The organism is Pseudomonas sp. SIMBA_041 (assembly GCF_046535095.1).
GTDB lineage: Bacteria > Pseudomonadota > Gammaproteobacteria > Pseudomonadales > Pseudomonadaceae > Aquipseudomonas > Aquipseudomonas mucoides.
The window spans coordinates 200,272-213,005 of the sequence record NZ_JAWRXJ010000009.1 but is presented as its reverse complement, the minus strand read 5'-3'; the positions used below and the strand labels follow the sequence as shown (position 1 = coordinate 213,005).

The 12,734-nt window shown below is 59.5% G+C and carries 11 protein-coding genes; 5 read left to right on the top strand and 6 right to left on the bottom strand.

Annotated elements, in window-relative coordinates:
• The first annotated feature begins 10 nt into the window (after positions 1-10).
• Positions 11-2,959, top strand: a complete 2,949-nt coding sequence (locus SB725_RS22450) for an HD domain-containing phosphohydrolase (RefSeq protein ID WP_410922589.1) — start codon at positions 11-13, stop codon at positions 2,957-2,959.
• On the opposite strand, the gene SB725_RS22445 is transcribed toward SB725_RS22450, so the two are convergent.
• Both SB725_RS22445 and SB725_RS22440 read right to left on the bottom strand, forming a co-directional pair.
• Positions 2,960-3,442, bottom strand: coding sequence for a GAF domain-containing protein (locus SB725_RS22445; RefSeq protein ID WP_027925736.1), 483 nt, complete (start codon positions 3,440-3,442; stop codon positions 2,960-2,962).
• Positions 3,439-4,329, bottom strand: coding sequence for an ATP-binding protein (locus SB725_RS22440; RefSeq protein WP_059182408.1), 891 nt, complete (start codon positions 4,327-4,329; stop codon positions 3,439-3,441). Before SB725_RS22440 ends, SB725_RS22445 begins: the two co-directional genes overlap by 4 nt.
• Positions 4,330-4,495: 166 nt before the next feature.
• On the opposite strand from SB725_RS22440, the gene SB725_RS22435 reads away from it, so the two are divergent.
• Positions 4,496-6,817, top strand: coding sequence for a response regulator (locus SB725_RS22435; protein WP_027925734.1), 2,322 nt, complete (start codon positions 4,496-4,498; stop codon positions 6,815-6,817).
• Here the strand turns inward: SB725_RS22435 and SB725_RS22430 are convergent.
• The 3 genes from SB725_RS22430 to msrB all read right to left on the bottom strand — a co-directional run bounded on the left by SB725_RS22430 (position 6,801) and on the right by msrB (position 8,306).
• Complete coding sequence (locus tag SB725_RS22430) at positions 6,801-7,262, bottom strand: MarR family winged helix-turn-helix transcriptional regulator (protein ID WP_059182407.1); 462 nt, start codon at positions 7,260-7,262, stop codon at positions 6,801-6,803. The two genes, SB725_RS22435 and SB725_RS22430, sit on opposite strands and share 17 nt — an antisense overlap.
• Complete coding sequence (locus SB725_RS22425) at positions 7,259-7,744, bottom strand: glutathione peroxidase (protein WP_027925732.1); 486 nt, start codon at positions 7,742-7,744, stop codon at positions 7,259-7,261. The genes SB725_RS22430 and SB725_RS22425 overlap by 4 nt, the downstream gene beginning before the upstream one ends.
• Positions 7,745-7,907: 163 nt before the next feature.
• Positions 7,908-8,306, bottom strand: a complete 399-nt coding sequence (gene msrB / locus SB725_RS22420; RefSeq protein WP_027925731.1) for a peptide-methionine (R)-S-oxide reductase MsrB — start codon at positions 8,304-8,306, stop codon at positions 7,908-7,910.
• Between the two features lie 226 nt (positions 8,307-8,532).
• On the opposite strand from msrB, the gene SB725_RS22415 reads away from it, so the two are divergent.
• Together SB725_RS22415 and htpX are read left to right on the top strand one after the other, a co-directional pair.
• Entirely contained in the window at positions 8,533-9,744 is a 1,212-nt protein-coding gene (locus tag SB725_RS22415; protein ID WP_027925730.1) for a pyridoxal phosphate-dependent aminotransferase, read from the top strand.
• A 319-nt stretch (positions 9,745-10,063) separates the two neighbouring features.
• Complete coding sequence (htpX, locus tag SB725_RS22410) at positions 10,064-10,954, top strand: protease HtpX (RefSeq protein ID WP_027925729.1); 891 nt, start codon at positions 10,064-10,066, stop codon at positions 10,952-10,954.
• A 170-nt stretch (positions 10,955-11,124) separates the two neighbouring features.
• On the opposite strand, the gene SB725_RS22405 is transcribed toward htpX, so the two are convergent.
• A complete protein-coding gene (locus SB725_RS22405; RefSeq protein ID WP_410922588.1) occupies positions 11,125-11,781 on the bottom strand; it encodes a thiopurine S-methyltransferase in 657 nt (218 codons plus the stop codon).
• 103 nt (positions 11,782-11,884) lie between these two features.
• On the opposite strand from SB725_RS22405, the gene SB725_RS22400 reads away from it, so the two are divergent.
• On the top strand, positions 11,885-12,652 hold the full coding sequence (locus tag SB725_RS22400) for a DODA-type extradiol aromatic ring-opening family dioxygenase (protein WP_027925727.1): 768 nt from the start codon (positions 11,885-11,887) through the stop codon (positions 12,650-12,652).
• Positions 12,653-12,734: the final 82 nt, after the last annotated feature.

Genomic DNA, 12,734 nt, shown 5'->3' with positions numbered 1-12,734 from the left:
GAGACCAGTAATGTCCAACCCACTGCGCCCCGATCCACGCAGGTTTCCGCTGCACGTCCATATCAGCGTGATGTTTACCTTCCTGCTGCTACTCACGGGCGTGGTGCTGGGCATTTTCAATTACCGGCAAACCACGCAGATCATCTTGTCCAGCAGTGAAAAACTGTTCAACCGCATCGAACAGGATGTCCGGCTGGACCTGCAGGGCACTTATGAACCGATTCGCCATCTGTTGAGCCTGCTGGCGGACAACCCGGCGACCGAGGCGCCCGCGCTGGAGCAACGGCTCGCGCTGCTGAAACCCTTTAGCCAGTCGCTCAAAGACAATCCCAACCTGGCCTCGCTGTACCTGGGATACGGCAATGGCGACTTTTTCATGGTACGCCCCCTGCGCACCCCCGCCCTGAGAACGCTCACCAATGCCCCGGAGAATGCGGCCTATCAGGTCTGGAGCATTGAACACCCTTCCGGTGCCGGGAAGGTGCGGTCCCAGTCGTTGTTTTTTGATCAAAACCTGGCGCTCGTCAGCCGCCAGGATAACCCTGAAGAAACCTACGATCCGCGCACACGCGCCTGGTTTACCAGTGCTCGCAGCGATGAGGGCCAGATCACCACCGAACCCTATGTCTTTTTCTCCACTCACCATGTCGGGACGACGCTAGCCCGGCGCAGCGGCAAAAATGCGGTGATGGGCGCCGACCTGACCCTCGCCGAACTGTCGGCGACGCTGGCCAAACATGTGGTGACCCCGCATACCGAAATCGTGCTGTTCGATGCCGAGGGCAATGCCGTTGCCTATCCCGACAGCAGCCGTCTGATCGTCGACGACCAGACCGCACGCTTGATCAAGGCGGCCGATCTGAATCCGGCACTCGGTGCCCTGCTCACCCATCCGTCCGAGGGAAATCGCCTGGACGCCGCCGGTCGCGAATGGATTGTGGCCCGCAGCAGCATGCAGGAAGGCGGGCCGCAAGGATTGCAGTTGGCGCTGTTAGTGCCCGAAGATGAATTACTGGTCGATGCCTACCGCATGCGCTGGCAAGGGGCGTTGATCACGCTGGCAACGTTGTTGCTGTGCCTGCCGCTGGGGTGGCTCACCTCCAGAATTCTAGTCAAACCCTTACGTTCACTCGTGCAAGAAGCCGATGCGATCCGCAGTTTCAACTTCAACTTTCCCGTCAGCCGACGCTCCCCCGTGCTGGAAGTCGACCAACTGAGCGTGTCGATGACGCGCATGAAGGACACCCTCGCGAGCTTTTTCCAGATATCTGACAGCTTGAGCGCCGAGACTCGTTTCGCCCCGTTGCTGCAACGGGTGCTGTTCGAAACCGTGAAGATCGGGCAGGCCCAGGCGGGCCTGATTTACCTGCGCGAGCAGGACGGCGACCGCATGGAGCCCCACGGTCTGGTGATCAACGAGACCTCTCAGGCGTTGTCGACGTTTGGTATTCAAGGTTACGAACTCCAGGGTTCACAGAGCCCTCAGTGGATGCAGCAGTTGTCCAGCGCCGACAATGTGGTCACCAGCCTGGGCTTCGAAAACGCAGCCGATCTGCAAAAGGTGCTGCTGGCGCTGGAATGTCCACGGGTTCACCTGATCGGTATCCGGCTGCACAATCGGCATAACGAAACCGTCGGCCTGCTGGTCCTTTTGCTGACCGACAGCGGCGCACAAAGCGACCTGGAAAAGCTGCGCCCGGACCGTATCGCGTTTCTCCAGGCGGTGTCTGGCGCGGCGGCGGTAAGTATTGAAAGCCAGCGTTTGCAAGCCAGGCAGAAGCAGCTGCTGGACTCTTTCATTCAACTGCTGGCTGGCGCCATCGATGCCAAAAGCCCTTACACCGGCGGGCATTGTCAGAGAGTGCCGGAATTGACGCTGATGCTCGCCGAGGCTGCCGCGGCCAGTCAGGAGCCGGCCTTCAGCGGTTATCACCCGACGGAAGATGAATGGGAAGCCCTGCACATCGCGGCGTGGCTGCATGACTGCGGCAAAGTCACCACCCCGGAATATGTGGTCGATAAAGCCACCAAGCTTGAAACCCTGAACGACCGCATCCACGAAATCCGCACGCGTTTCGAAGTGCTCAAGCGCGATGCCTGGATCAACTACTGGCAGGCCATCGCCCAGGGCGGTGACGAACGTCAGCTGGCCGAATTACGCAATGCGAGCCTGGCGGGGCTGGACGATGATTTCGCGTTCGTCGCCCACTGCAATCTGGGCGGCGAGGCCATGGCCGAAGCCGACCTGCAACGCTTGCGCGGCATTGCTCAACGCACCTGGACTCGTACGCTGGATGATCGACTTGGGGTTTCATGGGAAGAGAATCGCCGCCAGGCACGCACACCGGCCCCGACGCTGCCGGTCAGCGAACCCTTGTTGGCGGACAAACCCGAACACCTGCTCGAACGCGTCGAAAACGAGCTGATTCCGGCTGACAATCCGTGGGGTTTCAAGCTCGATGTACCGCCGTACAAATACAACCGGGGCGAACTCTATAACCTGAGCATCACCCGAGGCACGCTGACTCGCGAGGAGCGCTACATCATCAATCATCACATGGTGCAGACGATCCTGATGCTCAGCCGCCTGCCCTTCCCCAGCCACCTCGACAACGTCGCGGAAATCGCCGGCGGCCATCACGAGAAAATGGACGGTACCGGTTATCCCAAACAGTTGAAGCGCGAAGAAATGAGCCTGCCGGCGCGCATGATGGCGATTGCCGATATCTTCGAAGCGCTGACCGCCGCCGATCGCCCGTACAAGAAGGCCAAAACCTTGAGCGAGGCCTTGGGCATCATGGCCAACATGTGCCGTGACGCCCACATTGACCCGGAACTGTTCGGGCTGTTCGTCCAGGCGCGCATTTATCTGCAGTACGCAGAACGATTCCTCGATCCGCAGCAGATTGACGCCGTCGACCCGACCAGCCTGCTGGTCAAGGCAGGCTTGAGTGCTTGATCAGCAATCGGTCAGGCGCAGGAAAATCGCCGCCAGGCGCTCGATACCGGCCTGATCTTCTGCGGTAAACCGCGCCAGTTTCGGGCTGTCGAGGTCGAGCACGCCGATCAGTCGACCGTCCTTGACCAGCGGCACAACCAGTTCGCTGTTCGATGCGCTGTCGCACGCGATATGTCCGGGAAAAGCATGCACGTCTTCAACCAATTGAGTCTGCAAGGTCGACGCTGCCGTCCCGCACACACCGCGGCCGAACGGAATCCGCACGCAGGCGATTTGCCCCTGGAACGGACCGAGTACCAGTTCTTCGTTGCGGTTGAGGTAGAAGCCGGCCCAGTTCAAATCGTCGAGCTGGTTGAACAGGAACGCCGAGAACTGTGCAGCGTTGGCAATGAAATCACGCTCGTCCGCCAGCAACGATTCCAGCTGCGCCCACAACATGCCGTAACCATCCAGCCCTTGGCCGCTCTTCTGTAAATCAATCATGCTTTGTGCTCCAACAGCTTGAGCCCGACCCAATAGCGGGCAAATTGATAAGCGCAACGTCCATTGCGATTGCCTCGGCCTCCTGCCCAACGCACCGCGAGGATGTCCAGCTCGTCGTCACGCTGCCACTCAAGCCCGGCCTTGCCGGCCAGTTGACCGATCCAGTGTTCGACGACGTTGAGGAAATGTTCCTGAGTAAACGGATAAAACGACAGCCACAGGCCGAAGCGGTCCGACAGCGCGATCTTGTCTTCCACCGCCTCGCTGGGGTGCAGTTCACCGTCGACGCGTTTCCAGTTTTCGTTATCGCTTTCCTTTTCCGGCACCAGGTGACGGCGGTTGGACGTGGCGTACAGCAGAACGTTGTCCGGCGCTTGTTCGAGGGAGCCGTCGAGCACGCTCTTGAGTACGCGATAATCGCCCTCGCCCGCCTCGAACGACAGGTCATCGCAGAACAGCACAAAGCGCTGCGGCAACTTGGCGATTTGCTCGACCACACGCGGCAGGTCCGCCAGGTGATCGCGCTCGATCTCGATCAGGCGCAAACCGGCCTGGGCGTGTTCGGCCAGCAAGGCCCGCACCAGCGACGATTTACCGGTGCCGCGCGAGCCCCAGAGCAACGCGTGGTTGGCCGGCATGCCGTCGAGGAACTGTTGGGTATTTCGCCCCAGTTGCTCCAGTTGCCGGTCGACGCCGATCAGGTCAGACAGGCGCATGTCGAGGCTGACGTGCAGCGGCAGCAGAAAACCGCTGCGCCCCTCGCGTTGCCAGCGTGCGGCCAGGCATTGATTCCAGTCGATGGCTTGCCGAGGTGCGGGCAGCAGCGGCTCGATACGGGCCAAAACAGCATCGGCGCGTTCAAGAAAAGCATTCAATCGGGCGTCCACGTCTTCTCCTCGGGCACATTCACAGTGATGATGGCGATACAGCGACGAATACACAGCGTTCAGTGCCCGGTTCATCCCCTGCTCAGGGGTTCGCGAGAACATCGGAATCCATGCATGATCGACTATGCTTGAGCAGCGAAAGGAAACGGAAGTGGTTCAACACCCCATGGACATCAAATTCACCCACCGGCTGTCATACAAGCAAGCCAGGCTTACTGTGCTGGTCGGTTTCATTCTGGGCACGCTGCTCAGCCTGCTGCAAATAGGCATCGATTATGCCAGCGAAGACGCCTCCATCAACCGCGAAATACTGTCTTTGCTGGAAATCAGCCACAACCCTGCCTCGCGCATCGCCTACAACATCGACGCCGAACTCGCCCAGGAACTGACCATGGGCCTGGTGCGCTCACCGGCGATCCTCAGCGCGAAACTGACCGACAACAACAATACCGTGCTGGCCAGCGTCAAACGCCCAAGCGCGCAAAGTGGCTATCGAGTCATCAGCGATTTCCTGTTCGGCGCCAATCGGCAGTTCGAAGACCGTCTGTTTCTCGATCACCTGCCCAACGAATCGCTCGGGACCTTGCAACTGGAAGTCGACACCTACGCCTTCGGCAGCCGCTTCCTGCGCCGGGCCGAAGTGACGTTGCTCAACGGCTTCGCCCGAAGCCTGATCCTGACAGGCATTCTGCTGGCGCTGTTCTACGTGATGCTGACCAAGCCCCTGGTGCGGGTCATCCGCGAACTCAGTGGCCGCGATCCGCGCAGTGCGCAGCCGACCTGGCTGGAATACCCGGCGGGGCATGAAAACGATGAAATCGGTGTGCTGGTCAAAGTCGCCAACCAACAATTCGAAAACATCGCCACCGAGATCCAGCAACGACGCAACGCCGAAAACCGTCTGACCGACTACCTCAGTCAACTGGAAAACATCGTTTCGGCACGCACGGCCGAACTCAAGGCGATCAATGCCCGGCTCAGCCAATCCAATCAGGAACTTGAAGTCGCGCGCACCACGGCCATCGAGATGGCTGAAGCACGCTCGGTCTTTCTGGCCAACATGAGCCATGAAATCCGCACCCCTCTCAATGGTCTGTTGGGAATGATCGCGCTGTCGCTGGACGGCCCGCTCACGGCCGAACAGCAGCAACAACTGTCGATCGCCCACGACTCGGGCAAAGTGCTGGTGGAGCTGCTCAACGATATTCTCGACCTGTCGAAATTCGATGCCGGGCAACTGGAACTCGAACACATTCCGTTCGACCTTGGCGCGCTGGTTGAAGACACCGCCAACCTGCTCTCCCAGAATGCGGCGCCGAGCGTGGAGTTGACGTGCCTGATCGATCCACAATTTCCGGCACTGGTGCTGGGGGACCCGACCCGGGTGCGGCAGATCGTCAGCAACCTGTTGTCCAATGCGCTCAAGTTCACTCGCTTCGGTCGGGTCGATTTGCGTCTGTCTGCCTTCGAAGAGGGGGTCAGAATCGAAGTCTGCGACACCGGCATCGGGATCGCCCACGATGCCCAGGTCAAGATCTTCCAGCCCTTTACCCAGGCCGGCGCCGGTATTACCCGGCAGTTCGGCGGTACAGGGCTGGGCCTGGCCCTGACCTATAACCTCTGCGAAGCCATGCAGGGACGCCTGACGATCAGCTCGGAAGCCGGTTTTGGCAGTCAGTTCTGCGCCGAGCTGCCGCTGTCCGCTCACACTCGCGCCGTATCCCCGGCACCGCTGTCCGGCAAGATCATTGCGATCACCGCGGCCAGCAGCGGTCTGGCCGAGCTGCTGAAAACCCTGCTGCCGGCGTGGGGACTCGACTATCAACAGCGTTCCATCGATGACTCGCTGCTCGGACTTGAACCTGATGTCTTGATCACCGACTGCCCCGAATGCCTGTTTGGCCTGCGCCCCACCCTTGACGCGCCGATTCTGCTGGTGACCGCTTATGGCAACTTCATGCCCAGCGAACAGGCGAGTGCCCTCGCGCCCTTGCAGCAACAGGCTCGGCCGCTGGCACGCAATGCGCTGTACCAGACCTTGCGGCGGATCTTGCAGCCAGAAACCACGATGATCAATGGCGCGCGGATCGAAGCCCTTCCCCACCAGCGGCGCGGACGGGTATTGCTGGTCGAGGACAACCCGGTCAATCAATTGGTCGCCAAAGGCATGCTCGGCAAATTGGGCTGCGAGGTCATCGTCGCCGCTCATGGGGCCGAAGCGCTGGATCAACTGGAGCAAAGCGACTTCGATCTGGTGCTGATGGACTGCAACATGCCGGTGATGGACGGCTACGAAGCCAGCCGGCAAATTCGTCGCAGCGGACGCTGGCCGCAACTGCCCATCGTCGCGCTGACCGCCAACGCCATGTCCGAGGAACGCGAACGCTGCCGCGCGGCGGGCATGAGCGACTACCTGGCCAAGCCTTTCCGCCGAGAAGAACTGGCCGCGCTGCTTGATCTATGGGTTCCAGCTACGACAGTGCCTTGATCTGCCCCAGCAAATGATCGAGACCATTACGCAGATCACTCAGGCGATCCAGATCCACCCCGCTGTCGCACAACAGGCGCGCCTTGAGCGGGCCGACTTGATCACGCAGCGCCTTGCCGGCCGGTGACAGGCTCAGGTGCACCTCACGCTCATCGCGAGCCGAACGCTGGCGCTGCACCAGTTGCAGTTGCTCAAGTCGCTTGAGCAACGGCGTCAGGGTGCCGGAATCCAGCGCCAGACGTTCGCCCAGCGCCTTGACCGTCGGTTGCTCAGGAGCGGCCTCCTGCCATTCCCACAACACCAGCATGGCCAGGTATTGCGGATAGGTCAGGCCGAGCTGGTCGAGCATCGGCTTGTAGGCTCGAATCACCGCACGGGAAGCGGCGTACAGCTTGAAGCAGAGCTGACTGTCGAGCTTCAGCGAATCGACTGACAGGCTATTCATTTGAGCAGGGCTTCAATCTCGCGGCTCAGGTCCTGCGGTTTGGTCGCCGGGGCAAAGCGCTTGACCAACTGACCGTCCTTGCCGATCAGGAACTTGGTGAAGTTCCACTTGATGCCCTGCGAACCCAGCACACCCGGTGCGCGTTTTTTCAGCTGAACGAACAACGGATGCGCACCGGCACCGTTGACGTCGACTTTCTTGAACAGCGGGAAGCTGACTCCGAAATTCAATTCGCAGAATTCGGAAATGGCGCCTTCATTGCCGGGTTCCTGCTTGCCGAACTGGTTGCACGGAAAGCCGAGCACTACCAACCCTTGGTCCTTGTAGGTCTGCCACAACTCTTCCAGACCTTTGTATTGCGGGGTGAAGCCGCACTTGCTGGCGGTATTGACCACGAGTACGGCCTTGCCGGCGTAATCGGCCAAGGTCTTTTGCTCACCCTTGATGGTGGTGCACGGGATGCTCAGCAGGTTGTCGGTCATGACTTGCACTCTTGATGAAAGAAGATGAGACAAACATAGCGAGCAATTGAATTGTGTGCAATTTAATAAATCAATGGAAGCAGGACAATCCCTGTAGGAGCACGCCTTGCCGGCGATGGCGTCCTTGAGATTGCCACGCCGGCAAGCCGTGCTCCTACAGGGCTCACACTATTCGCGGCACCAGATCCAGGCACACCGAGTTGATGCAATAACGCAGGCCGGTCGGCGGCGGACCGTCCGGGAACACGTGCCCCAGGTGTGCATCGCATTTGGCACAGACCACTTCGGTGCGGATCATGCCGTGACTGACATCACGGATCTCGACCATGGCGCTGTCGCCGATCGGCGCGTAGAAGCTCGGCCAGCCGCAACCGGAGTCAAATTTGGTCTTGGAGTCGAACAGCGGCTCGTTGCAGCAGATGCAGTGGTAAACGCCGTCAGTCTTGGTGCCGTTGTATTTACCGGAAAACGGCCGTTCGGTGCCCTTGAGGCGGCACACGTTGTACTGCTCCGGATCGAGCATTGCCTTCCATTCTTCCAGGGTTTTTTCCAACTTTTCCATCTTCACACCTCAGCAACTGAAAAAGCCCGATCTGTACCTTTTCCACGGATCGGGCGGCACGTATGATTGCGCCTCGTCAAACGCCAGTCTGGCAGCCAGACCACGCGCATTCAAACGGATTTATGGGTGCTGCATCTCAAGGCGTCAGGCCTGTGTGAATACGCAGGATTCCCAGTACGGTAGTTCATACACCGCCTGGATCGTTCATTTTCGGGAACACATCGCCATGCAGGTCAGCAAATCGAACAAGCTCGCCAACGTCTGCTACGACATTCGCGGCCCAGTGCTCAAGCACGCCAAACGCCTGGAAGAGGAAGGTCATCGCATCCTCAAGCTGAACATCGGCAACCCGGCGCCTTTTGGTTTCGAAGCGCCGGACGAAATCCTCCAGGACGTGATCCGCAACCTGCCGACCGCCCAGGGCTATAGCGACTCCAAAGGCCTGTTCAGCGCGCGCAAGGCCGTGATGCAGTATTACCAGCAGAAGCAGGTTGAAGGCGTCGGCATCGAAGACATCTACCTGGGCAACGGCGTTTCCGAACTGATCGTGATGTCGATGCAGGCCCTGCTCAACAATGGCGACGAAGTGCTGGTGCCGGCCCCGGATTATCCGCTGTGGACGGCCGCGGTCAGCCTGTCCGGCGGCAACCCGGTGCATTACCTGTGCGACGAACAGGCCAACTGGTGGCCGGACCTGGCGGACATCAAGGCCAAGATCACGCCGAACACCAAGGCGCTGGTGATCATCAACCCGAACAATCCGACCGGTGCGGTGTATTCCAAAGAAGTGCTGCTGGGCATGCTCGAACTGGCGCGCCAGCACAACCTGGTGGTGTTCTCGGATGAGATTTACGACAAGATTCTGTACGACGACGCCGTGCACATTTGCACCGCGTCCCTGGCCCCGGACCTGCTGTGCCTGACCTTCAACGGTCTGTCCAAGTCCTACCGCGTTGCCGGTTTCCGTTCCGGCTGGATCGCCATCTCCGGCCCGAAACATCACGCACAGAGCTACATCGAAGGCATCGACATGCTGGCCAATATGCGCCTGTGTGCCAACGTGCCTAGCCAGCATGCGATCCAGACCGCACTGGGCGGCTATCAGAGCATCAATGACCTGGTGCTGCCGCAGGGCCGCTTGCTGGAACAGCGCAATCGCACCTGGGAATTGCTTAACGACATTCCGGGCGTCACCTGCGTCAAGCCGATGGGCGCGCTGTATGCGTTCCCGCGGATCGACCCGAAAGTCTGCCCGATCCACAACGACGAGAAGTTCGTGCTCGACCTGCTGCTCTCCGAGAAGCTGCTGGTGGTTCAGGGCACAGCCTTCAACTGGCCTTGGCCGGATCACTTCCGCGTGGTGACCCTGCCGCGTGTGGATGAACTGGAGATGGCCATCGGGCGGATCGGTAGCTTCCTCAAGTCCTACCGTCAGTAAAAGGGGTTCGTCACCGTGCGACTTTTTGCGAAAGTCGCGCGGTGATTAATTCAGCAACACATCTCTGCATCCCGCCGCACTTCCTTGTTTCAAGTCATGCCTGGTCACTGGTTGGGTGCTCGCGTCTAACGACGGCGGGGCCTACGCCGCGCTTTGCCTGTCAAACATTTCCCATGCCCGCATCGGAAAAGGCCTGCAAACGGCTAGACTGTTGCCGTAGGACACAGTTTGAAATAGTCACCCGGTTGAATAGCCCGGTGCAGCACCTTATATACCCCGCAGTACGCTACATCTTTAGCACGAGGAGATTTCTACAACCATGATGCGCATCCTGCTGTTTTTGGCCACTAACCTGGCGGTCGTGCTGATTGCCAGCATCACCCTGAGCCTTTTCGGCTTCAACGGGTTCATGGCGGCCAACGGGGTTGATCTGAACCTCAATCAGCTGCTGATTTTCTGTGCGGTCTTTGGTTTTGCCGGTTCGCTGTTCTCGCTGTTCATCTCCAAGTGGATGGCGAAGATGAGCACCAGCACCCAGATCATCACCCAGCCACGCACCCGTCACGAGCAATGGCTGCTGCAAACCGTCGAGCAACTGTCCCGGGAAGCCGGGATCAAGATGCCTGAAGTCGGGATTTTCCCGGCCTACGAGGCGAACGCGTTCGCCACGGGCTGGAACAAGAACGACGCACTGGTCGCGGTCAGCCAGGGCTTGCTGGAGCGTTTCTCGCCTGATGAAGTGAAAGCCGTGCTGGCCCACGAAATTGGCCACGTGGCCAATGGCGACATGGTCACCCTGGCGCTGATTCAGGGCGTGGTGAACACCTTTGTGATGTTCTTCGCGCGGATCATCGGCAACTTTGTCGACAAGGTGATCTTCAAGAACGAAGAAGGCCAGGGGATTGCCTACTACGTGGCAACCATCTTCGCCGAGCTGGTCCTGGGCATTCTGGCCAGCTCCATCGTCATGTGGTTCTCGCGCAAGCGTGAATTCCGTGCCGACGAAGCCGGTGCACGCCTGGCCGGTACTGCCGCGATGATCGGCGCCCTGCAACGCCTGCGCGCCGAACAAGGCCTGCCGGTACACATGCCGGACACCCTGAACGCCTTTGGCATCAACGGTGGCATCAAGCAAGGGTTCGCCCGGATGTTCATGAGCCACCCGCCGCTGGAAGAACGTATCAACGCGCTGCATCGACTTCAGCGCTGATTGTTCAGCAACAAAAAAACAAGGCCCGCAGTGATGCGGGCCTTTTTTATTTGCCTGGTTGATGCGGTGTTCTTCCTGTCCTCATCGCGAGCAAGCTCGCTCCCACAGGGGAATGCATTCCAATGTGGGAGCGAGCTTGCTCGCGATGGGGCCAGCAAACTCAACACACCTTAATGGCTGGAAACCCGATACACCCGCTCCTCAAGCCGGGTAACCCCCGCCTCCAGGAATTTCCCGCTCGAACTCAGAACATCCTGATCCTCTAGAATCTTCAGCGCCCACGAGCTACCGAACAACCGCTGCACTTCATCATCCAGCACGGCAAACGGCGGGCCGTCCATTTGCGCCTGGTCGTAGTCCAGGGTAATCAGCAACCCCAGCGACTTCTTCGGCAAAATCCGCGTCAGATGCGCGGCGTACTGCTCGCGCATCATCGGTGGCAAGGCTATCAACGCTGCGCGGTCGTACAGTGCGCTGCAGTCGGCGACATCACCGGCCGTCAACGCGAAGAAATCACCACACCAGATCTCGATCGAGCCCGCTCGATAGACCGTGAAAGGGTCTTGGTCGCTGACGTCCGGATCAAATTGATGCTCGTGGAAAAAGTCTTCCACCGCTTTTTCCGACAGCTCGACGCCCAACACCTCGTGACCGCACTTCGCCAGCCACAGCAGATCCAGGCTTTTCCCACAGAGCGGCACCAGTACGCGCGAGCCTTCTTCCAGCCCCAGCTGCGGCCAGTACCGTTGCAGATAAGGATTCACTTTCGGCAGGTGAAAGCCGATCTGATTCGTCGTCCACCGCTTGTGCCAAAACTCCGGCTGCATAATTAATCCCGAAAATTCGATCAAAAGACCCTAAAACTTATATTAGATTTAGATCAATGATCTGACTGAAGATGACGCCATCTTACCCCTCAGGAGCTCTTTCATGTTCCCCAGCCTGTACATATCCCATGGCTCGCCCATGTTGGCACTGGAACCGGGGGCCAGCGGACCGGCTCTAGCTCGATTAGCCGCCGAATTGCCGAAACCGAAAGCCATCGTGATCGTATCGGCGCATTGGGAAAGCAATGAGCTGCTGGTCAGCGGCAATCCCCGGCCGGAAACCTGGCACGACTTCGGCGGCTTTGCGCAGGCGTTGTTCGACGTTCAGTACCCCGCACCCGGTAATCCCCATTTGGCGGCGGAGGTTGTCGATTTATTGAAGGCCGCCGATCTGCCAGCACGCATCGATGCCAAGCGCCCGTTCGACCACGGTGTCTGGGTGCCTTTGACGTTGATGTATCCGCAAGCCGATATCCCCATTGTGCAAGTCTCGCTGCCCACCCGTGGCGGTCCTGCCCTGCAAACCCGCGTCGGCCATGCCTTGGCCAGCCTGCGTGAGCATGGCGTGCTGTTGATCGGCTCTGGGAGCATCACGCACAACCTGCGTGAACTGGATTGGCATGCGGGCCCGGAAAGCGTCGAGCCGTGGGCCAAATCCTTCCGCGACTGGATGATCGAGAAACTCGCGGCCGACGATGAAGCGGCGCTGCACGATTACCGTCAGCAGGCGCCCAATGCCGTGCGCAATCACCCTAGCGATGAGCATTTATTGCCGCTGTATTTTGCTCGTGGGGCTGGAGGCGAGTTCAGCATTGCGCATCAGGGGTTCACCATGGGCGCGCTGGGCATGGACATTTATCGTTTTGGCTGACCGGTAGACCGCGATGGGTGCGACGCTGCTCGACAGGCAGGGTACAAACAGCAGGCATAAAAAATCCCCGAACCAGTCGGGG